The following is a 21,479-nucleotide window of genomic DNA, read 5'->3' as shown; positions in this document are numbered from 1 at the left end:
GAGCCCTTGATAAAATGTTTATAGTCAGAATGATGCTGAGGCAATTCCTTTCCTGTTTTTTTGTGTTTTTATTGAGCATTCCCTTTACGTACGCACAGCATACAGCAGGTATAGGCACAACAACAAAACCATACACCGTAGTCTACAAACTCAAGCCTCAGGCAGAGAATCTACGCACTTCCGGTGAGCCTTTGCAAAAGGCTTTATTAAACATCGGAGCCAAGGGTGTTAAGAAAAAATTTCCGGAAATAACCAACCCTGTTAATGTCCGGACCACCAGTACCCCGGAACTGAGCCGGATCTATGAGTTAACGTATTCCCCCAGCGTCTCCTTTCAAAAAGTTAAAAGCTTATTATTAGCCACAGGTCAGGTAGCCTATGTGGAGCCATTATACGAGCGAGTACCTTTAAGCCAGCCAAACGACCCTGCTGCTGATTCAACAAAAACCACCCAGTATTATCTGAAGCTTATAAACGCCTATGAAGGTTGGTCTGTAGAGAAAGGAGATACAAATGTGGTGATTGGCGTACTGGATACAGGCTTCCGGCTCTCCCACCAGGACCTGGCACGTAAAGTAAAACGAAATTATAACGATCCTATTGATGGCTTAGACAACGACGGAGACGGTTATGTTGACAATTACAACGGCTGGGACTTTGGTGACTGGGACAACAACGTAGTCGATAATGTGTTATTTGGCGGACACGGAACAAGTGTTGCTGGGGCAGCTGCTGCAGCTGCCAATAACGGCGTAGGCATGGCTGGTGTTGGGTATAACATTAAGTTCATGCCTCTAAAGGTTTTCTCTTCTACTACAAGCGGGGGTTTTGGCGGTTACGAGGCCATTGTATATGCTGCTAACAAAGGGTGTAGCGTCATAAACTTATCCTGGGGCGGTGAAGGTTACTCAGAATACGAACAGGATATAATTAACTATGCTGTCCTTGAAAAAAATGCTGTAATTGTTGCTTCAGGCGGAAACTCACCGGGTTATCTGGATATTTACCCTGCCTCATACGACAATGTTCTGTCAATAGCAGGGACTGATCCGCAGGACGTTAAATATTCGTCCTACACCTATAGCTATAACATCGACCTTGCTGCCCCGGGGCGCGGAATTTATACGGCTTCGCCATCTGGTGACGCTGGTTACGGGGCAGCTAACGGCACCTCCTTTTCTGCACCCATTGTATCTGCCTGTGCTGCCCTGGTCAGGTCAAAATACCCGGATCTGAATGCCCGGCAGGTAATGGAGCGCCTTCGCAGGACAACAGATAATATTTATACTATTTCCGGCAACACACCCTATTTCGAGATGTTGGGCACCGGAAGGGTAAATCTCAAGAAAGCGCTGAAACAACAGCAGGTCAAATCTGTTCGCTGCAGTTCATTTAAGTTGCTCGAAAAGCACCTTCCTCCTGCAGGTACCAGCGCCTCAATCAACGCCAGCTTTACCAACTTTCTCGAACCGGTCTCTAACCTGCAGATAACCCTAACGTCCACGTCTCCTTATGTTACCATAACACAGGATAAGCTGATGGCAGGCAGTTTGGGCACAATGGCTTCCGTTACTAACACTGGAATACCATTTACTTTTACTGTAGCAAAAAATACGCCGGCTAACACCAACATCCCTTTTCGTATCTCTTTCAAGGATGGCACCTACGAAGATTTCCAATATTTTACGGTGATGGTGAATCCCGACTTTGTAGCCTTGGATGCGAACAACCTGGAGGTAACTATTAACAGCAAGGGCAATATCGGCTATAACGGGTTTAATTTTAACCAGGGCGAAGGCATCAAGTATAAAAATGGGAACCCCATGCTATTTGAAGGCGGCTTACTGATTGCCAAATCCGCCACAGAGGTTTCTGACAATCTACGATCAAAAATGTGGGAAAATGATGGCGACTTTATCCCTGTTAGCATAGCTAGCCGTCATCTGAATACGCCTCTTGCCACACAGGAAATTCGAACTGTGATGCATGACAACCACAATACACCCAACGAGCCTAACGTAGGTGTGCAGGTAAAACAGATATCCTATGCCTGGGAGGATGCGGCAAATCAGAATTTCATCATCCTGGAATATCATATTAAAAACACTACAAGCGCTGCTTTTGATAAACTTTACGCTGGTTTGTTCGCCGACTGGGATATTGGGGAGTATTACATGAATGCTGCCAACTGGGATGATGAAACAAAGCTTGGCTATGTGTACCATGTTTCCAAGACTTTTCCGTATGCCGGGCTCAAGTTGCTTACAAAGGATGCCCCAACCTATTATGCCATAGATAATATGGGTGCAACGGATGATAACTTGACAATCGAGGACGATTTTACTTCTGCTGAAAAATTCAAGACTTTATCAGGAGGTGTTTCACGTAAAAAAGCCGGTCTCACAAATGGCAACAATGTATCGCATGTGGTTGGTGCAGCAATAGCGGGTCTTAAGCCCGGCGAAACAAAAGTGGTAGCATTTGCTTTATTGGTTGCCGACAACCTGCCGGCTTTAAAGGCAAATGCAGAGGTGGCACAGCAGAAGTATATCAGTTTCAGGACGAGTCAAACACCTGTAGCTGTAACTGACACGGCATGCGCGGCTACAAACCTGACTTGGGCTCCTGAAGGAGGCACTAAATTCAATTTTTATGCTGACCCCGATAAAGCACAGTTGCTGGCCACAGGTGCAGCCTATACACTGCAAAACTTTTTAAAAGATACTACCATCTATGCTACCGGAATCGATTCTGTTTTCGAAAGCGCTGTAGCATCTGCCACCTTTTCATTGCCTCTGGAACCCATAGCTGACTTTGAGTATCAGCCCGTGGAGGTACACGTAAATCAAGCGGTAACTTTTATTAACAAGAGCCTGAATGGTAAAAACTGGCGTTGGGATTATGGCGGTGTTACTCCGTTTACCGACAAAAACTTAACACATACGTTTGACCAGCCGGGCAGCTACCCGATCAGGCTCACCATGACGGATAGGTTTGACTGCTCTGAAATCTCTGTAACTAAAACAGTGGTTGTACAGGCAGCAACACCCACAGGAATTTCTGAAGCGGAGAATAAGCAGCTAAAGCTCTATCCTAACCCAACTACAGGGCAGCTTTACATACGCTATGAAGGTTTAGGTAAATTTCCGGAACAATTACAGCTTACCATCACTGACGTAACGGGCAGGAGCATCATCACCCCTGGTTTCAGGCAAACAGCTGGGGAAACTGTTGCAGATCTCTCTGCTTTGTCAGCTGGTGTTTACCTTGCCCATATTACTTACGATGGCGCAAGTTTTATTAAACGGATTGTAGTCGTAAAGCCATAGCCACTCAAAAAATGGTCAAAATAAAAGGCCTCTCCTTTCGGAGAGGCCTTTTTATATTTTATCTGATCAGCAGCTTAAGCGTTTGCCGCCTGCTTCTGCTGTAAACGGATCAGGTTAAGAGCAGAACCTGCTTTAAACCATGCGATCTGTCCTTCGTTATATGTATGGTTTACCATGAAGCTATCCTGGCTGCCATCAGAGTGAGTTAACACTACTTTCAATGGTTTGCCCGGTGTAAAGTCCTCAAGACCCAGGATATCAAACGTATCTGTTTCCTCTATCAGGTCGTAATCAGCTTTATTAGCAAAAGTAAGTCCCAGCATACCCTGCTTCTTCAGGTTAGTTTCGTGGATACGCGCGAATGACTTCACGATAACCGCTCTAACTCCTAAGTGGCGTGGCTCCATGGCAGCGTGCTCACGGGATGAACCTTCACCGTAGTTCTCATCACCTACTACAACAGTACCAATTCCGGCAGCCTTATACGTACGGGCTGTAGCCGGTACTGTATCATAACCACGGGTCATGTCATTGTAAACACTGTTTGCCTCACCGTTGAAAGCATTGATAGCACCGATCAACATATTGTTAGAAATGTTGTCCAGGTGACCACGGTACTTCAACCACGGACCAGCCATCGAGATGTGGTCTGTAGTACACTTACCCTGTGCTTTGATTAGTAGTTTAAGGCCTTTCAGGTCAGTGCCTTCCCAAGGCTTAAAGCCTTCCAGTAACTGAAGACGATCAGATTTAGGGTCCACAACTACATCCACGCTGCTTCCATCTTCTGCAGGAGCGATATAACCTGCATCCTCTACTGCGAAACCTTTTGTCGGCAACTCAATACCTACTGGCTCATCAAGTTTAACTTGCTTGCCATCTCTGGTTGTAAGGGTATCCGTAAGCGGATTAAATGTAAGATCACCGGCAATAGCGAAAGCCGTTACGATCTCTGGAGATGCCACGAACGCGTGCGTGTTCGGGTTACCATCGTTACGCTTCGCGAAGTTACGGTTGAAAGAAGTGATGATAGAATTCTTGCGAGTCGGGTCATCTGTATGACGCGCCCACTGTCCGATGCACGGACCACAAGCATTTGCCAGTACAACTCCACCCATCTCTGCGAATGTATCTAATAAACCATCACGCGCTGTTGTGAAACGCACCATTTCAGATCCGGGAGTGATAGTGAACTCAGCCTGGGCTGTCAGGTTTTTTTCTACGGCCTGCTTCGCAATGGAAGCGGCACGTGTAATATCCTCATAAGAAGAGTTTGTACAAGACCCGATCAAACCTACTTCCAGTTTAGCTGGCCAGTTGTGCTCTTTAACTACAGCAGCAAACTGCGAAATTGGCCATGCGGCATCCGGAGTGAACGGTCCGTTAACGTGTGGCTCCAGTGTAGAAAGGTCGATCTCGATCAGTTGATCGTAGAAAGACGCAGGGTTAGCGTATACTTCATCATCCGCGCGCAGGTGCTGAGCAACCTCATCGGCCATCTCCACAATCTCTTCACGCTTAGTTGAATTCAGGTAAGCACGCATGCTGTTGTCATAGGCAAACACCGAAGTAGTTGCACCGATCTCAGCACCCATGTTACAGATAGTACCTTTACCGGTACAAGACATATTCTCAGCACCTTCGCCGAAATACTCCACGATAGCACCTGTACCACCTTTTACAGTCAGGATACCAGCTACTTTCAGGATAACGTCTTTTGGTGATGTCCAGCCACTCAGTTTACCTGTCAGCTTTACCCCGATAACCTTCGGGAATTTAAGCTCCCAAGGCATACCTGCCATCACGTCTACGGCATCAGCACCACCAACACCGATCGCTACCATACCCAAGCCACCAGCATTTGGTGTGTGGGAGTCAGTACCAATCATCATACCACCCGGAAAGGCGTAGTTCTCTAATACCACCTGGTGGATAATACCAGCACCCGGCTTCCAGAAACCGATGCCATATTTATTTGATACAGAAGCAAGGAAGTCATAAACCTCTTTGTTCTCATCGTAAGCGTCCTGCAAATCCTGGTCAGCGCCAACACGTGCCTGGATCAGGTGATCGCAGTGAACAGTAGACGGTACAGCCGCTTGTGGCTTACCCGCCTGCATGAACTGAAGCAAGGCCATCTGTGCTGTTGCATCCTGCATGGCTACTCTGTCCGGAGCGAAATCTACGTAAGACTGACCACGCTCATGTGCTCCTGTAGCCGCGCCTTCGTAAAGGTGTGAATACAATATCTTCTCTGTCAGAGTAAGCGGTCTGCCGACTTTATTGCGGGCAGCAGTTACGCGCTCTTCCATGCCGGCATAAACTGCCTTGATCATTTCTAAATCAAATGCCATAGTTTTGCTATTGTTAGTGTTTTAAACTCTTCTTTATAAAGTTCACAAATGTACGAAATATAAGGTATTTTGAACAACATTCGTCAGGATGAATATACAGTACACCTAATTCTAAAATACAGGCATACTGTAGCAGTAGTATTTACATGCACTTTGTCCTAACTTTGCATTATGAACAGATATCTTTTTAATACCCCTGCCAGGCTGATTTTGTTTTTGGCTTCGGCATTAACTCTGATGGTAACATCCTGTACCTCTACAACATCAACCAACGTTTTGCTACAAGAAGGCACATGGCGCGTTGCGCTGCAACGTACCGACGGACATGAAATTCCATTTATAATGGAAGCAGAAGAACAGAACGGCAAAACTGTTCTTTACCTGGTGAATGGCGAAGAGCGCATCCTGGTAGACGATATTAAGCAGGAAGGTGATTCTTTAAAGATCAGGCTACATATTTTTGACGCAGACCTGATCGCTAAAGTAGATGGAGATAAAATGGCTGGCCGGTTTGTTAAAAATGATACAGCCGAACCATATTCAGTACCTTTTACTGCTGAACATGGCAACACCAGTCGTTTTGCAGCTGCTTCTGCCCCAGCTACGTTTGATTTTGACGGCAAATGGGAAGTAGTTTTTAAGGAAGAAGATGGGAACACCTATGATGCCATCGGCGTGTTTGAGCAAAAGAACGATAACGTGACCGGTACGTTTCTGACGGAAACCGGTGACTATCGTTACCTGGAAGGTCGGGTTGAAGGGAACCAGTTAAAACTTTCTACTTTCGATGGCAACCATGCTTACCTGTTCACAGCTAAGCCCGAGAACGACAGCACACTAACCGGAGACTTTTACTCTGGCATGAAAGGCTACGAAAGCTGGACTGCAAAGCGAAACGCTACGGCTACCCTGGCAAATGCCGACTCCCTTACCTTTCTGAACCCAGGTTATGAAACGCTAAACTTCACGTTCCCTAACCTGCAGGGCAAGCAAGTTTCCCTTTCAGACCCAAAGTATAAAAACAAGGTGGTGATTGTTCAACTGTTGGGCTCATGGTGCCCTAACTGTATGGATGAGACTAAGTTTTTATCACCATACTATGACAGCAATAAGAACCGCGGCCTTGAGATAATCGGACTGGGTTTTGAACGCAGTCCTGAGTTCGAAAAAGCTGCTGCCAGGCTACAGAAAATGCAGGAGCGCTTCAACATTGATTACGATCTTTTAGTGGCTGGCGTATCAGATAAAGAGGCTGCAGCTAAAGCACTTCCGGCCCTTAACCACGTACTCTCCTTCCCGACAACGATCATTATTGGCCGCGACGGAAAAGTACGTAAGATACATACCGGTTTTTCAGGCCCAGGTACCGGAAAATACTACGAAGAGTGGGTAGCGGATTTCAATAAAACAATGAACCAGCTGCTGGCTGAGAAATAGTTGATCCATAACAAAAACGACAGCGGCCACTCCTCTTCAGGAGTGGCCGCTGTCGTTTTTGTTATGGATACTCCGTAAGTATCACTATACTTACTCACGGCTTTCGCAACCTCACAATCCGAAATGTTCCGCCCAGCGCCGCCGGCTCATTTACTTCCTGGCGCAGTGAAGTATAACTGATAATATGGCCAATGCTGCGGTTTATATCGGAAAAAAGGGTGCTGGCAATTTGATTAAAGAACCGACGAAGCAGGGACGGCTTCTGATCGTTTGGCAAGAACTTATCGAAAACCATGGCTGTGCCTCCCGGCTTAAGCACCCGCTCCACCTCTTCAATACAGGCAACCGGATCAGGTATCACAGCAAGTATAAGGTGAAGTATAACCGCATCGAAACTATTGTCAGCGAAGTCAAGTTTCTGACCATCCATTACCTCGGCCCGTACCGGAAGATGTAAAGATTCTGCCCGCTGCTTCAGCCTGGCAATCATACCAGGTGTAATATCAATTGCTGTGAGGTTATGGAAGCCATGCAAGTATGTCAGGTCAAGTCCTGTTCCGGCACCAAGCAACAATATGTTATCCGAGGGGTTGGCAGCCAGAAGTTGAATGGAGCGCTTCCTGTATTTTCGAAAAATCCGATCAGCCACAAGATCGTAAACAGGCAGGTAAAGTGTGTACCGCAGGCGGTTCCAGGTGTTGGTATTCAGACTCATTTTTCATAGGTTAATTTGCCAGAGCAATTTACCTGATTTGGTCCTGTGTCTGTTACACAATTATAATGGATGCTTGTAAAATTCAGGATTGAATGCGAAAACTACTTTTCCCTTTCAATGGTATAGGCAATCAGTTCTTCCAGGGAAGTGCGGGAGGGAGAATCAGGGAAAGTATGAAGTATAGCCAGCGCCTCAGCATGATACTTGTTCATCAGGCCAATGGTATACTCAATGCCTCCGGAGCTTTTCACAAACTCAATTACCTGCTGCACGCGCTTGTTTTCGCCATTGTTGTTCTTCACGTTGTAGATAACACGGCGCTTTGTTAACCAATCTGATTCACGCAGGGCATGGATCAATGGCAAGGTCATCTTCTTTTCTTTAATGTCGATGCCAACAGGTTTGCCGATCTCGGCAGTGCCATAATCGAACAGGTCATCTTTTATCTGGAAAGCAATTCCAACCTTTTCACCGAACAGACGCGCCTTCTCTATATCTTCTTTAGATGCCCCTGCAGAGGCTGCACCAACAGCACAGCAGGAAGCTATCAACGAAGCTGTTTTCTGGCGGATGATATCAAAATAAACATCCTCGGTGATGTCCAGTTTACGTGCCTTCTCTATCTGCAGCAACTCCCCTTCGCTCATCTCCTTCACCGCATTCGAAACGATCTTGAGTAACTCATAATCATCGTTCTGCAGCGAGAGCAGTAAGCCTTTAGAGAGGAGATAATCACCTACTAAAACGGCAATCTTATTTTTCCAGAGTGCGTTAACCGAGAAGAAACCGCGGCGATAGTTGGCATCGTCCACCACATCGTCGTGCACGAGGGTAGCTGTGTGCAGCAACTCGATCAGTGCAGCACCACGATAGGTGGGTTCATCTATGTTTTCGTGGAAGAGCTTAGCAGTAAAAAAAACGAACATCGGGCGCATCTGCTTCCCTTTTCGCTTCACGATATAACTCATGATCCGATCAAGAAGCAAAACTCTCGTTTTCATCGAGGCCCTGAACTTCTTTTCGAACAGCTCCATTTCGGGCGCAATGGGGGCTTGTATATCCTTTAGGCTGATGCTCATGTGTTAAGTCTACAATATTACAGTCTCCTTTAGTGGTTTCCAAACGTGTGTTAGCAAAACAGAGTATAATTGTTAAATTGCCGTCATTTGAGATGTTAAATTGTTAAAGGATGAGTCTTGATCTGTCCTTTAGCATAAGGGAATTTCATGTTGATACCCACTTTATCAATTTTGCCTTTAATAGTAAACAGATGAAAGTAGATTTTGTAGTATATCCTGAACATGGTCGCCCTTTTACCGCAGATGTTACCTACTGGCCCGACAGCACCCCCAAGCCTGTCGTGATCTTTGCACATGGTTTTAAAGGTTTTAAAGACTGGGGGCACTTTAACCTGCTGGCTACTTATTTTGCAAAACAAGGGTTTGTGTTTATCAAATTTAATTTTGCCTACAACGGCACTTCTGTAGATGATCACTCTGATATGCACGACATGGAGGCATTCGGAAAAAACAACTTCAGCCTAGAGCTTGATGACCTGCAGGCGCTGATCGAATTACTTCACTCCGACAACCCTCCTATCGAAGCGGTGGAACTGGATCTCAGCCGCATCTACCTTATCGGGCACAGCCGTGGCGGAGGCGCAGTCATATTAAAGGCCGCAGAAGAACCACTGGTAAAAGCTGTAGCCACCTGGGCATCTGTGAACAGGTATGATAACCACTGGGACGAATTGCACATGGACCAATGGAGAGAGCAAGGCGTACAATATGTCTTAAACGGGCGTACTGGCATGAAAATGCCACTGTATTACCAGATTGTGGAGGATTTCATCGAAAACAAATACCGCCTGGACATTCCGACAGTAGTCAAGCGAATGAAACAGCCTCTGCTCCTGCTACATGGCGAACAGGACGAAACGCTGCCTACCCAAATGGCGCATGACCTGAAAACATGGAAGCCTGATGCCGAAATGCACCTGCTACCGGAGACAGATCACTCTTTTGGTGGCCAGCATCCTTACAACGATAAAGAATTGCCTGCCGCCGCACAGGCAGCAGCCGATAAAACGATAGACTTTTTCCGCAGACATGCCTAACGTTTATCTGCTATTAGGAGGCAACCTTGGCGAGCGTAAAACTTTTTTGCAGCTGGCCCGGGAAGCCATTACACAACAAGTTGGCTCAGTTATAAGCAGCTCCCGATTGTACGAAACGGCAGCCTGGGGCAAAACTGACCAGCCTAATTTTCTGAATCAGGTTTTACAGGTGCAAACAACACTTTCGCCGGAGCACGTACTGCAAGCGATCAACTTCATAGAAAATGAACTGGGAAGAACACGCCTGGAGCATTGGGGGGCACGCTTAATTGATATCGACATTCTCTTTTACGATGACCTTGTGTTGCAGACCCAGCGTCTTACCATCCCCCACCCTCAACTGCACCTCAGAAAATTTACGTTACTCCCGCTGGTAGAAGTAGCGCCTGACATGGTGCACCCGGTACTGCATAAGAACATCCACCAGTTATTAGAACACTGCCCTGATGCACTGGAAGTGTGGGAGTTTCAGGAATAATTAGTTAATAACAGTAACCTTACCAGTTATACATTAAGATGCCTTCTTACAGATCATTTGAAACTGAAAGGCTTGTTTTAAGCCCTACCTCTTACAAGGATGCCCCTTTCATTCTGGAGCTCCTGAATACGCCCGAATGGCTTCAGAATATAGGTGAAAGAAATGTTAAATCTATCAAAGACGCAGAAGACTACATCAAGCATAGAATGATGCCCCAGTTGAAACGTCTTGGCTACGGGAACTATACTGTTACCAGAAAATCGGACGGTGCGAAAATAGGTACCTGCGGCCTTTATGACAGGGAAGGACTGGAAGGGATAGACATTGGTTTCGCGTTTCTCCCGCAATTTTCGAAAATGGGGTATGCGTTTGAGGCGGCCGATAAACTGAAGACAGCTGCCACTGATCTTTTTGGAATCCGGGAGATCAGCGCCATTACCACAGAAGCAAACACCGCCTCCCAAAGGTTACTTGAAAAATTGGGCCTGCGCTGCACAGGATTTGTGAAGCTGCAGCATGATGAGGAAGAGCTCTTGTTGTACAAGCTAAACCTGGATACCCAGAAGCATTAAACAATGCATAAACAACTGTACTTAAATACAAACGCCCTCCTCGGCATTTAAGCCAGGGAGGGCGTTTGTATTTATCGCATTTTACAAATGCTATTCCGCAGAGCTTACTTCAGCATTACGGTCTATTTTTTTCACAAGCCCTTGTAATACTTTGCCTGGCCCGCACTCAATAAAATGTGTGGCGCCATCGGCAATCATTTGTTGTACAGACTGCGTCCAGCGAACCGGTGCGGTCAGCTGCTTTATCAGGTTCTGCTTGATCTCAGAAGGATCAGTGTGTGGCAGCGCATCTACGTTCTGGTAAATCGGGCAAATACCCTCTGAGAAAGTAGTTTCCTGGATTGCCTTTGCTAATTCCTCTTCAGCAGGCTTCATCAGCGGCGAGTGAAATGCTCCACCAACAGGGAGTGGCAAAGCACGTTTAGCGCCTGCCTCTTTCATTTTCTCACAGGCAATTTCAATTCCTTTATTCGAGCCTGAAATAACCAACTGGCCCGGGCAGTTATAGTTAGCCGCAACTACTACCTCATCAATAGAGGCACATATTTCCTCTACCTTCTCATCCTCCAGGCCAAGTATGGCGGCCATTGTCGAAGGGTTTGCTTCGCAGGCAGCCTGCATAGCCAAAGCTCTCTTAGAAACCAGGCGCAACCCATCCTCAAAACTCAATACCTTGCTGGCTACTAATGCAGAGAACTCACCCAAAGAGTGACCTGCTACCATGTCCGGATGAAAGTCTTTTGCAACGGCAGCCTGGGCAACCGAATGCAGGAAAATGGCAGGTTGTGTAACCTTTGTTTGTTTCAGCTCCTCATCGGTGCCATTAAACATGATCGCTGTAATATCAAAGCCCAGGATCTCGTTTGCCTTGTCGAACAACTGCTTTGCTTCTTCATGTTGCTCGTACAGGTCCTTGCCCATACCCACAAACTGTGACCCCTGTCCCGGGAAAACGTATGCCTTCTTCATTATGGAATAAATTGTTTAATTACTGTCTGTTGTCTACATTTTCTGTACCGCTGCTTAGTTGCAAATTATCAGCTTACTAAAGCAGTTACTTGTAAATACACCTGCAATACCGATAGCTGATGGGTATTCAGCAATTTGCCAAATCAAAGAAAACGGCTCCTTTGCTCAGGGCTTGGCAACAGGCACGCTTGCCGCCGGCCAGCTATCTTATAGCGATGCTTTGCGATAAACCGGTACACAAAAGTGCGGAAAGATAAAGGAATAATGCGAAAATGTGAAAGCAGGGAGAATGGAAATTTCAGGTGGCCGGCAATACGAAGAGCCGCTTCTGACTCATTAAAAAGCATCCCGTTCTCATAAAATAAAACCGAATCGGGCAGAGGATCAGGCAGTAAGGCGTTAGGCATAATTTCCTTGAGCACATCAGAATCCAAAGGGGCAAAGTATAGGTCCTGGTCTTTATTATGCCGGAGCACAAACTGAACGCTAGCCTGGCAAAACCCACAAGAGCCATCGTAAAAAACGATGGCTCTTGTGGAATACTTTTCTATATCTGTTGCTGTTAGCCCCATTTTTTAAAACTGTTACCTGACAATCTCAACCCAGCCTTTAAATTTTGCTCTGGATTTGGAAGGGTCGAGGGTGAAAAACTCTACATCCACTTCGTAGTAGTAGGTTCCGTCAGTCAGGCGATTGCCTTCATTGTCAACACCAGGCCAGTTAAGATATACATCATCTCCCCCGCCTTCTGCCTTGTTATGGTATACTTGCACACCCCATCTGTTATACACCTTAAAGTCTGTGCTCTTTATAAACGAAGTCTTATTGTCTGGTTTAAACACATCGTTCTTACCATCGCCGTTTGGTGTGATGATGTTAGGCAGTTTGAAGCTGATACAGTTATCATTACATACTTCATTGCTTCGTGGGCTCTGTCTTCCGTTAACATCTGTGGCTGTTACCTGGTAGCAACCGGCAAAAGACTGAAGTCCTGAATGCGTAAAAGTAGTTTCCTCTGTTCTTCCTATCTCCGTATAGTCAGCATCGGTGGTTGGCTTAAAGTAAACCGTGTAAAAGTCTATGTCAGCTGTACAGTCGCCGGTGACCTGCGGCTCCCATGTCAGTACATTCTGATAAGGCGGCTTCGTCGGATTCTGATTAAATACATCACAATTCAGCAGTTCAATACTTAGCACCGGAGCACAAATTTCTTTTGGCAAGGTAACGCAGACCCGCTGGCTGTTATTCAGCAGTGGTTCTGGCAGATCTTTGATCTGATACGAGCCTGAAGTCTGTACATAATAACAGTATTCTACCCCACGCTGCAGTTCAGCACCCTGGAACGTACCCCGATCGATGTAGGCGCCAGCAGATGTTGTTGCAGTTATACTGTCAATCAGGGTAAAGGTACCATTTATAGCTCTGTAAATTCGGTGCTTATTTAAGCTGTTATTCCACGGTACACTATAGGTCCAGTTTAAAGCAATTTCCTTTGAGCCATTTGTGGCAGGGGTAACAGTAAGAAATACACTTGAAGCCTCTGTACTGTCGCGTAAAGAAGTTGGCTGCCCTCCTGGTGCCGGAGACTGGTAAAATTCCAGCCTGTAACGATATGCTTTTTCTACGGTGTTAAGCCCTGTATCTACAAAAGTGGTATCCGTCATTACCCTTGTTCGCTTCACTTCTGTGAACCCAGCACCTGTCTGAGCTCCTTCTTTGCGGTAGAGCCTGTACTCCAATGGAGGGGTAAGCTTATCCACATTTCGTGGCTGGGTCCATTTAACCGTTATCCGTCCATTAGTTACATCAGTCTGGTCTACGGTCACGTTGGTCAAGTATGGAATATCCTGATCAATGGCCACACATGCCTCGTTAGAAGCAAGGCTTTTTCCTCTGGCTGGCGCAGGAAATTCGGCATAGATTATATAACAATACTCTACACCCGCCTTAAGGCCTGCCCCATTATTATTGTCAAAGAAGGTAACCTCGTCTGCATCTACCTCTCCGATCAGCACATACCCCGTACTGGCTGGCACACCAGTCTCACACTCATCCGGCACAAAACCTGATGGCCCTTCGCGACGGTAGATGCGTATGGTTGAGGCGTTCTGGCAGATATAAGGATCCCATGTCAACGTTACGTTTCTATCAGCTCCTACTGCTCCCAGGTTTTGCGGAGGGGGCCCTACAACAGTGATGTTCCATGGCTGCAGATCGGCCAGGTCGGTTTCATTAGGAGGCCTTACGTCCTCAGCCTTAAAGATCACCTGGTAAGGGCGCTCACGTACATCGCTGCAGTTAGTTGACCAGCTGAAGCGGCCTGCAGCAACTCCCGCGTTATTTATAGTTTGAGTAAATGTTGCTGGCGGAATTATACCTCCTATGGCAGTTAAAACTATAAAGTCGTTATCGGGGTCAGTCGCACGCACCACACCGGTAAGTGTTGTACCCGCAACTATACAAGTATCTTTAGGTGTAAGCTTAGGTGGCCTGTTAGGAGTTTCCTTCACGATAATCTGCATGTCCCGGATCACTTCTCCAAGTTTAACGGCACCAACATCCGAAACACGCCATTCTTCTACTACAAAGGCAATATTGTACTCCCCTTTAACGCAGGGCGAGTCCCATACCAACTGCCCATTCGTGATGTCTAAGGTCAGAAAAGCGGCTCCGTTTCCCGAAGAGGTTGTACAACTGGCACCGGCAAATCTTAGGCTTGGCAGCACGTAACCGGGCACAGGGCCAACGGCTCCGGTTGGAGCACTGCGCTGTAAAGGCACCCGCAGTTTAAAGGCCAGGCTATCACCGTCAGCATCAAAGGCGCCAGGGTTATGCACGAATACACGCCCAACGGCAGCAAGGTCAACCGGCGCAACTGTAAGTACCGGAGTGCTATTAAAACCTCGCAGAGGGTTTATATTGATCGTTGTGGCAATATAAAACGTCAGCTGATCAGAGGGAGGGGTGACATTCAGAATATTGGGATTTCGGTTAATTCCGGTCCAGGAGGTGGTGTATTCACCGGCAGCAGGGTACGTATACTCCCACTTATATACTTCCAGGTCAACCAGGTCTGCAGGATCGCCGACCTCTGAATGCGAGAATTTAGGTACGGTCAGCGTATTGCCATCCCCGGTCTGTATCTGAACGGTAGGGTCATCTGCTTGCGAAGCCCGGTCCGTGTAAATTTTCATGGTGAAGAAAAATCGAAACGGGTTAGGGTTCGGCGTTGTGTCCCGTCTGGCCACAATATCTCCCGCTCTAATGTGCGTGGCCTGTGCGTCTGTGAAAACTCCCAACAACAATATCAACACCCAGAGCAGACCCCCATGCAGCAGATACTTCGTGCGTAAACTGTTTGGCATAAAAATAGGGTTTGGCAATAAAATCAGCTATAAAGTAAACTAAAAAAGTTTAATTTTATTATCAACAATTGTAAGAAAAGTAGGTTGTAACAGTAAAGGTTTTATGTCCTACGGATGCCAATTTAGATTGATTCAAAATATTAACCTAAAATTGTTTTATAAAAGGGTCACTAGTACCTTTGAGAATTAAAAAAAGCATAATTAATTAACCTATAACTAATACAGATGAATTGGTTTACTAAGACGTTTTCCAGTACAATCGGACGCAAGATCATTATGTCGATCACGGGTCTTTTCCTGTGCTCATTCCTGGTGGTGCACCTTATTGGCAATTTCCAGCTTTTTAAAGACGATGGCGGACTAGCCTTTAACGTTTACTCCGAGTTCATGGGGCATAATCCTGTCATCCGCACCCTGGAGATCGTGTTGCTACTTGGCTTCATTTTTCATATTTATGATGCCATTGTCCTGACGCGTAAAAATAAGGCAGCCCGCCCTGTTAGTTACGCAAATAATCATCCGGAGGAGAACTCAACATGGTCTTCCCGTAATATGGGCTTACTAGGTACCGTTATTTTGGTTTTCCTGATCATCCACCTTTATAATTTCTTCTGGCGTGCCCGCTTCGGCGATGTACCTGAGGATGCAGCAGGTGTTGAGAACCTGTACATGGTAGTGGTTGATTCGTTCCAGATGTGGTGGTACGTAGCAATCTATGTGATCTCTATGATCGCCCTTGCTTATCACCTGATCCACGGTTTCCAGAGTGCATTCCAGACACTGGGCCTTACACACAAGAAGTATACGCCATTTATTCAGGCATTTGGTTACGCATTCTCGGTACTTATCTGCCTTGGTTTTGCGATCATGCCTCTATACTTTTTCTTTTTCTTTTAATTATAACAAACTGCTATAGTTTAATATGATATTAGATTCAAAAATCCCTGAAGGCCCTTTAGCCGAAAAATGGGACAAGCATAAATTCGATGTGAAGCTGGTTAACCCAGCTAACAAGCGTAAATACGATATTATTGTTGTTGGTACTGGCCTTGCAGGAGCCTCTGCTGCGGCTACTTTTGGCGAGTTGGGTTATAATGTAAAAGCTTTCTGCTTTCAGGATACTCCGCGCCGGGCACACTCCATTGCTGCTCAGGGTGGTATCAACGCCGCAAAGAATTACCAAAACGACGGTGACTCTGTCTTCCGTCTTTTCTACGATACGATCAAAGGTGGTGACTACCGTGCCCGTGAGGCAAATGTATACCGCCTTGCACAGGTATCTGTAAATATCATTGACCAGTGTGTGGCGCAGGGTGTGCCTTTCGCACGTGAGTATGGCGGACTGCTTGCTAACCGTTCTTTTGGTGGCGCACAGGTATCCCGTACCTTCTACGCTCGTGGCCAGACTGGACAGCAGCTTCTATTAGGTGCTTACTCTGCCCTTAACCGCCAGATCGCTTACGGAAAAGTGAAGATGTACCCACGTACAGAAATGCTTGACCTGGTACTTGTTGATGGTCAGGCACGTGGTATTGTGGTGCGTAACTTAGTAACTGGTAAAATTGAGTCGCACAGTGCTCACGCAGTTGTACTGGCAACAGGTGGTTACGGCAACGTTTTCTTCCTTTCTACTAACGCTATGGGCTCAAATGCTACTGCAGCCTGGAGAGCGCATAAGAAAGGGGCATTGTTCGCTAACCCTTGCTTTACACAGATCCACCCAACCTGTATCCCGGTTTCAGGCGAGTATCAGTCTAAGCTAACGCTTATGTCAGAATCACTTCGTAATGACGGCCGTGTATGGGTACCTAAGACTAAAGAAACAGCAGAACGTTTAAGACGAGGCGAGATCACAGTAAATGATATCGCTGAAGCTGACCGTGATTACTACCTGGAGCGTAAATATCCAGCCTTCGGTAACCTAGTTCCTCGTGACGTGGCATCACGTAACGCGAAACTGGTATGCGATGAAGGAAGAGGTGTTGGCTCGTCAGGCCTTGCCGTATATCTTGACTTCGCCGATGCGATCAAACGCGATGGCCAGCCGGCAATTGCTGCCAAGTATGGTAACTTATTTGAGATGTATGCCAAGATCACAGATGAGAACCCATACGAAAGACCGATGCGCATCTACCCGGCTGTACACTATACCATGGGTGGCTTGTGGGTTGACTACAACCTGATGACAAATGTACCGGGCCTTTATGCTGCCGGTGAGGCGAACTTCTCTGATCATGGTGCCAACCGCCTTGGTGCTTCTGCATTGATGCAGGGCCTTGCAGACGGTTACTTCGTGTTGCCTTACACCATTGGCGATTATCTGGCCAAGCAGCCTTATGCGAAGGTTAGCACAGACCATCCTGCCTTTAAGGAAGCTGAGATGGCTGTTATTGATAAAAACAATCGCCTACTTTCTATAAAAGGTACTCGTACCGTGGATGATTTCCATAAAGCATTAGGGTTGCTGATGTGGGATTACTGTGGTATGGCGCGTACTGCTGAAGGCCTTAAGTTTGCCAAAGGCGAGATACGCAAACTACGCGATGAATTCTGGCGCGATGTAAAAGTTACCGGTGTTGGCGAAGAACTGAACCAGACACTTGAGAAAGCGAACAGAGTTGCTGACTTCCTGGAACTTGGAGAACTGATGGTGGATGATGCCCTGAACAGAAATGAGTCTTGTGGTGGTCACTTCCGTGAAGAATACCAGACGCCTGAGAACGAAGCCCTGCGCGACGATGAGAACTATGCCTATGTATCAGCCTGGGAGTTTACAGGTGTAGGCAATGAGCCGGTTCTGCACAAGGAAGAACTGAAGTTCGAAAACGTGAAGTTAACGCAGCGTAGCTATAAGTAATAAACTGATAATTAAAGATTAGAAATGCAAAAACAGAAATGATAAGCCCCTCACAGTTGTTATAAACGAGGCATCATATCTGATAATTTCTAATTCATAATTTATAATTTCTAATTCAAAAGAAATGGCTGGAAGTAATCCAAATGCAAAACCAATGGATCTTACTCTAAAGGTTTGGCGCCAAAAAAATAGAGACACAGCTGGTCAGCTGGTTACATACCCTGTTAAGAACATCTCTCCTGACATGTCATTCCTTGAGATGCTGGATGTGCTTAACGAAGATTTGCTAATTGCTGGTGAAGAGCCTGTTGCTTTTGACCATGATTGCCGCGAAGGTATCTGCGGTATGTGTAGCTTGTTTATCAATGGCCGTGCCCACGGACCTGAAAAAGGAACAACTACCTGCCAGTTGCACATGCGCCATTTTAAAGACGGAGATACAATTACAATTGAGCCCTGGAGAGCTGCGGCTTTCCCGGTACACAAGGACCTAGTTGTGGATCGTTCTGCGTTTGACCGGATACAACAAGCTGGTGGTTACATTTCTGTAAACACGGGTGGTGTACCTGATGCAAACGAAATTCCGATTCCGAAAACTATTGCAGACAAGGCTTTTGATGCCGCTACCTGTATTGGTTGCGGTGCTTGTGTGGCAGCCTGTAAGAATGCTTCCGCAATGCTCTTTGTATCAGCTAAAGTTTCTCAGCTTGCTATGTTACCGCAGGGTAAAACGGAGCGTAAAACACGTGCCGAAAACATGGTTGCTCAAATGGATGTGGAAGGATTTGGTGCATGTACAAACACCGGAGCCTGCGCGGCAGAGTGCCCGGTTGGTATATCGCTGGAGAACATTGCGATGCTGAACCGCGAGTACCTTGGCGCTAAGTTAACTTCAGAGAACGTAGTGTCTTAATTAACACGGTTATACATTGAAAGGCGAGGATGCTGTCAAGGCTCCTCGCCTTTTTTATTTCGCTCTTAACAAATTTTTCAGTAGGCTTGAGTCCTACTTTGAAGCTAATGGCATAACCTTAATTCAAAAAAACTGTTAAGGGGTAAATCAATAAACAATTATGATCACACTCATTTCAGGAACCAACAGACCTGAATCAAACTCTAGAGCTATTGTGGAGCTATATGCCAGTTTACTGAAAGAACGCGGCATAGTATACCAGATTCTTGACCTTGCAGATCTTCCATCAGATTTTACTGTAACGGCGCTGTATGACAACATAGGCAAGAATGAGCAATTCAACAAACTCAGCAGTATGATCGCCACATCAGACAAATTTGTATTTGTTGTGCCAGAGTATAACTCCTCTTTTCCAGGGGTATTAAAAGCTTTTATTGATGGTTTGTCCTATCCAAATATTTTCAAGGATAAGAAAGGCGCATTAGTTGGAATTTCATCGGGCATGCAGGGAAGTGGCTTATCGTTAAGTCACCTGACAGATATTCTTAATTATTTAGGAATGCACACGATGGCAATGAAGCTAAAGCTTGCTCATATAGAAAAGAATTTTGATGGGTATAGGCTAACCAATAAGCTCTACAATGAATTACTGGTACAGCATGTTGACCAGTTTCTAAAGTTTTAGAACCTCCACTGAAGTTCAAAGCATAGGCCCATAGCCAACTGAATTTATAAGTATAAAAGAGAAGGGGCCGCTGAAAATTTCAGCGGCCCCTTCTCTTTTATACTTATTGACTACTTAGTAGCTTAGTCAACATTGTCGTGCAGGAAACGATTGTCACCTAACATCTCATTATCATCATTCAGATTAAAGCGGGAAATGTTACGCTCCGAGGAGTGAGACACCTTTTCCAGCGATACATTACGACGCAGGTAAGCTGGAACATCCAATTTCTCCTTTATAGCCTCTGATGTTATTTCAGAACTGCTAAGTCTGCGCAGTATCTCACGACGCTCCTCTGCACGGCGCTGCATGATTTCACGCTCTTCCGCGATTCTTTCTGCCTCACTTGTAGAGCGCTCCTCATCACGAGATGCATAAACGTCATTTTGCGAGTTACCGTCTAACTCAAAAACAATTCGTGTTGGCTGTGCCTGCTCTATCGGCTTACGCACAGGCTGTGGTGCATCAAAGCTGTTATTGTTAGTGTTGTGCTGCTGAGGTGCTGGTGCTGCAGGAGCAGAAGGCGCCTGAGGCATAGACACAGGGGCTACAACAGGTTTCGCAACAAAGGCTGCTACTTCAGCATGCTCTGCCTTGGCTGGCTCAGCTACTTCTATTTTTTTTTGGCTTTCCAGATCAAAAACTGTCTTCTTAGGCTCGATAATGCTATCCGCGCTGCTGGCAAAACCAGTGGCAATAACAGTTACACGAATGCTCTGACCCAAAGACGAATCAATGCCGTGGCCGAAAATAACTTCTGCTTCCTGTCCGGCTTTATCCTGGATATACTCAGTGATCTCAGTTAATTCATCCATCTCCAACTCAGCCTGCTCACCAGACATGATAGAAAGAAGGATCTTTTGGGCACCATGTATATCTGTATTATTCAGGAGCGGAGAAGAAAGAGCTTCTTCAGCAGCACGTAAAGCACGGCCTTCACCTTCTGTTGTTGCAGATCCCATCACTGCAGCACCAGAGTCCTTCATTACCGTTTTAACGTCTTCAAAGTCAACGTTTACTTCAGCAGTAACCGTGATGATTTCTGCAATAGACTTCGCAGCTGTGGTCAACACATTATCTGCTTTTGCAAAAGCCTCGCGTATGGTCAGGTTTCCGAACATCTCACGAAGTTTATCATTCAGGATAACCAGGATAGTATCGCAGTTCTCGCTCAGTTCCTTCACGCCGTTTTCAGCGGCGATCTTCTTTTTCTTTCCTTCGAAAGCAAAAGGAGCTGTAACGATGCCTACTGTAAGGATACCTAATTCTTTGGCAACTTTAGCAATGACTGGAGCAGCACCTGTACCAGTTCCGCCACCCATACCGGCTGTTATAAACACCATTTTCGTATCAGAGCTTAACATTTCTCTGATCTCTTCCTTGCTTTCCAGGGCCGCATGCTTACCTTTCTCAGGATTGGCACCTGCTCCCAGACCTTCGGTCAGGTTTTGGCCAATACCCAGTTTATTAGGTACGCTGCTACTTTTCAAGGCTTGTGCATCGGTATTACATATGATAAACTCAACATCTTTGATGCCTTGGTTATACATATGATTAACAGCGTTGCTTCCACCGCCCCCGACGCCAATCACCTTAATGATGGACTTACTACTAGATGGTAAGTCAAAAGTGTACATTGAAGTCATGCTA

16 protein-coding genes are annotated in these 21,479 nt (G+C 46.1%); 9 read left to right on the top strand and 7 right to left on the bottom strand.

Annotation, left to right across the window (positions count from 1 at the left end):
- Nucleotides 1-71 precede the first annotated feature (71 nt).
- Nucleotides 72-3,329 (top strand): S8 family serine peptidase, encoded by a 3,258-nt coding sequence (locus ACSX1A_RS02180; protein WP_439881972.1) that lies wholly within the window; start codon nucleotides 72-74, stop codon nucleotides 3,327-3,329.
- Nucleotides 3,330-3,403: 74 nt separating this feature from the next.
- On the opposite strand, the gene ACSX1A_RS02175 is transcribed toward ACSX1A_RS02180, so the two are convergent.
- The gene (locus ACSX1A_RS02175) at nucleotides 3,404-5,683 is read right to left on the bottom strand and encodes an aconitate hydratase (RefSeq protein WP_439881971.1); all 2,280 of its coding nucleotides are present in this window, start codon (nucleotides 5,681-5,683) and stop codon (nucleotides 3,404-3,406) included.
- A gap of 171 nt (nucleotides 5,684-5,854) precedes the next feature.
- On the opposite strand from ACSX1A_RS02175, the gene ACSX1A_RS02170 reads away from it, so the two are divergent.
- Nucleotides 5,855-7,120: a peroxiredoxin family protein gene (locus ACSX1A_RS02170; RefSeq protein ID WP_439881970.1), complete on the top strand. Its 1,266-nt coding sequence runs from the start codon at nucleotides 5,855-5,857 to the stop codon at nucleotides 7,118-7,120.
- A 94-nt stretch (nucleotides 7,121-7,214) separates the two neighbouring features.
- Here the strand turns inward: ACSX1A_RS02170 and ACSX1A_RS02165 are convergent, their stop codons facing one another.
- The gene (locus ACSX1A_RS02165) at nucleotides 7,215-7,835 is read right to left on the bottom strand and encodes a class I SAM-dependent methyltransferase (protein ID WP_439881969.1); all 621 of its coding nucleotides are present in this window, start codon (nucleotides 7,833-7,835) and stop codon (nucleotides 7,215-7,217) included.
- A 101-nt stretch (nucleotides 7,836-7,936) separates the two neighbouring features.
- Nucleotides 7,937-8,914, bottom strand: coding sequence for a polyprenyl synthetase family protein (locus tag ACSX1A_RS02160; RefSeq protein WP_439881968.1), 978 nt, complete (start codon nucleotides 8,912-8,914; stop codon nucleotides 7,937-7,939).
- Nucleotides 8,915-9,105: 191 nt separating this feature from the next.
- On the opposite strand from ACSX1A_RS02160, the gene ACSX1A_RS02155 reads away from it, so the two are divergent.
- The 3 genes from ACSX1A_RS02155 to ACSX1A_RS02145 are packed head-to-tail and all read left to right on the top strand — an operon-like array spanning nucleotide 9,106 to nucleotide 11,001.
- Entirely contained in the window at nucleotides 9,106-9,951 is an 846-nt protein-coding gene (locus tag ACSX1A_RS02155) for an alpha/beta hydrolase family protein (RefSeq protein WP_439881967.1), read from the top strand.
- Nucleotides 9,944-10,429 carry a 2-amino-4-hydroxy-6-hydroxymethyldihydropteridine diphosphokinase gene (gene folK, locus ACSX1A_RS02150; protein WP_439881966.1) on the top strand — a complete coding sequence of 162 codons (486 nt, stop codon included), beginning with the start codon at nucleotides 9,944-9,946 and terminating at the stop codon, nucleotides 10,427-10,429. Before ACSX1A_RS02155 ends, folK begins: the two co-directional genes overlap by 8 nt.
- A 38-nt stretch (nucleotides 10,430-10,467) precedes the next feature.
- On the top strand, nucleotides 10,468-11,001 hold the full coding sequence (locus ACSX1A_RS02145; RefSeq protein WP_439881965.1) for a GNAT family N-acetyltransferase: 534 nt from the start codon (nucleotides 10,468-10,470) through the stop codon (nucleotides 10,999-11,001).
- A gap of 90 nt (nucleotides 11,002-11,091) precedes the next feature.
- Here the strand turns inward: ACSX1A_RS02145 and fabD are convergent, their stop codons facing one another.
- The 3 genes from fabD to ACSX1A_RS02130 form a co-directional block, all read right to left on the bottom strand.
- Nucleotides 11,092-11,970, bottom strand: coding sequence for an ACP S-malonyltransferase (gene fabD / locus ACSX1A_RS02140; RefSeq protein ID WP_439881964.1), 879 nt, complete (start codon nucleotides 11,968-11,970; stop codon nucleotides 11,092-11,094).
- Nucleotides 11,971-12,113: 143 nt separating this feature from the next.
- Nucleotides 12,114-12,542, bottom strand: a complete 429-nt coding sequence (locus ACSX1A_RS02135) for a thiol-disulfide oxidoreductase DCC family protein (RefSeq protein WP_439881963.1) — start codon at nucleotides 12,540-12,542, stop codon at nucleotides 12,114-12,116.
- 12 nt (nucleotides 12,543-12,554) lie between these two features.
- The gene (locus ACSX1A_RS02130) at nucleotides 12,555-15,335 is read right to left on the bottom strand and encodes a gliding motility-associated C-terminal domain-containing protein (RefSeq protein WP_439881962.1); all 2,781 of its coding nucleotides are present in this window, start codon (nucleotides 15,333-15,335) and stop codon (nucleotides 12,555-12,557) included.
- Nucleotides 15,336-15,560: 225 nt separating this feature from the next.
- Between ACSX1A_RS02130 and ACSX1A_RS02125 the strand changes: the two genes are divergently transcribed.
- The 4 genes from ACSX1A_RS02125 (at nucleotide 15,561) to ACSX1A_RS02110 (ending at nucleotide 19,790) form a co-directional block, all read left to right on the top strand.
- Complete coding sequence (locus ACSX1A_RS02125) at nucleotides 15,561-16,232, top strand: succinate dehydrogenase cytochrome b subunit (RefSeq protein WP_439881961.1); 672 nt, start codon at nucleotides 15,561-15,563, stop codon at nucleotides 16,230-16,232.
- Nucleotides 16,233-16,257: 25 nt separating this feature from the next.
- Nucleotides 16,258-18,192, top strand: a complete 1,935-nt coding sequence (locus ACSX1A_RS02120) for a fumarate reductase/succinate dehydrogenase flavoprotein subunit (protein WP_439881960.1) — start codon at nucleotides 16,258-16,260, stop codon at nucleotides 18,190-18,192.
- A 154-nt stretch (nucleotides 18,193-18,346) separates the two neighbouring features.
- Complete coding sequence (locus ACSX1A_RS02115; protein ID WP_439883578.1) at nucleotides 18,347-19,105, top strand: succinate dehydrogenase/fumarate reductase iron-sulfur subunit; 759 nt, start codon at nucleotides 18,347-18,349, stop codon at nucleotides 19,103-19,105.
- Nucleotides 19,106-19,265: 160 nt separating this feature from the next.
- On the top strand, nucleotides 19,266-19,790 hold the full coding sequence (locus tag ACSX1A_RS02110) for an NADPH-dependent FMN reductase (RefSeq protein ID WP_439881959.1): 525 nt from the start codon (nucleotides 19,266-19,268) through the stop codon (nucleotides 19,788-19,790).
- A 122-nt stretch (nucleotides 19,791-19,912) separates the two neighbouring features.
- Here ACSX1A_RS02110 and ftsZ read toward each other — a convergent pair whose 3' ends face one another.
- The gene (gene ftsZ, locus ACSX1A_RS02105) at nucleotides 19,913-21,475 is read right to left on the bottom strand and encodes a cell division protein FtsZ (RefSeq protein ID WP_439881958.1); all 1,563 of its coding nucleotides are present in this window, start codon (nucleotides 21,473-21,475) and stop codon (nucleotides 19,913-19,915) included.
- Nucleotides 21,476-21,479: the final 4 nt, after the last annotated feature.

Origin of the sequence: Pontibacter sp. MBLB2868, assembly GCF_051904785.1 — a bacterium.
Lineage (GTDB): Bacteria > Bacteroidota > Bacteroidia > Cytophagales > Hymenobacteraceae > Pontibacter.
The sequence above is the reverse complement of the archived record's forward strand: the minus strand, read 5'-3'. Positions and strand labels throughout refer to the sequence as shown.

What these genes read in the sequence shown, in the direction of transcription:
- fabD (WP_439881964.1), bottom strand. Translation starts at nt 11,970, where the DNA reads ATGAAGAAGGCATACGTTTTCCCGGGACAGGGGTCACAGTTTGTGGGT.
- ACSX1A_RS02170 (WP_439881970.1), top strand. Translation starts at nt 5,855, where the DNA reads ATGAACAGATATCTTTTTAATACCCCTGCCAGGCTGATTTTGTTTTTG.
- ACSX1A_RS02130 (WP_439881962.1), bottom strand. Translation starts at nt 15,335, where the DNA reads ATGCCAAACAGTTTACGCACGAAGTATCTGCTGCATGGGGGTCTGCTC.
- ACSX1A_RS02175 (WP_439881971.1), bottom strand. Translation starts at nt 5,683, where the DNA reads ATGGCATTTGATTTAGAAATGATCAAGGCAGTTTATGCCGGCATGGAA.
- ACSX1A_RS02120 (WP_439881960.1), top strand. Translation starts at nt 16,258, where the DNA reads ATGATATTAGATTCAAAAATCCCTGAAGGCCCTTTAGCCGAAAAATGG.
- ACSX1A_RS02110 (WP_439881959.1), top strand. Translation starts at nt 19,266, where the DNA reads ATGATCACACTCATTTCAGGAACCAACAGACCTGAATCAAACTCTAGA.
- ACSX1A_RS02135 (WP_439881963.1), bottom strand. Translation starts at nt 12,542, where the DNA reads ATGGGGCTAACAGCAACAGATATAGAAAAGTATTCCACAAGAGCCATC.
- folK (WP_439881966.1), top strand. Translation starts at nt 9,944, where the DNA reads ATGCCTAACGTTTATCTGCTATTAGGAGGCAACCTTGGCGAGCGTAAA.
- ACSX1A_RS02115 (WP_439883578.1), top strand. Translation starts at nt 18,347, where the DNA reads ATGGATCTTACTCTAAAGGTTTGGCGCCAAAAAAATAGAGACACAGCT.
- ACSX1A_RS02145 (WP_439881965.1), top strand. Translation starts at nt 10,468, where the DNA reads ATGCCTTCTTACAGATCATTTGAAACTGAAAGGCTTGTTTTAAGCCCT.
- ftsZ (WP_439881958.1), bottom strand. Translation starts at nt 21,475, where the DNA reads ATGACTTCAATGTACACTTTTGACTTACCATCTAGTAGTAAGTCCATC.
- ACSX1A_RS02155 (WP_439881967.1), top strand. Translation starts at nt 9,106, where the DNA reads ATGAAAGTAGATTTTGTAGTATATCCTGAACATGGTCGCCCTTTTACC.
- ACSX1A_RS02160 (WP_439881968.1), bottom strand. Translation starts at nt 8,914, where the DNA reads ATGAGCATCAGCCTAAAGGATATACAAGCCCCCATTGCGCCCGAAATG.
- ACSX1A_RS02165 (WP_439881969.1), bottom strand. Translation starts at nt 7,835, where the DNA reads ATGAGTCTGAATACCAACACCTGGAACCGCCTGCGGTACACACTTTAC.
- ACSX1A_RS02125 (WP_439881961.1), top strand. Translation starts at nt 15,561, where the DNA reads ATGAATTGGTTTACTAAGACGTTTTCCAGTACAATCGGACGCAAGATC.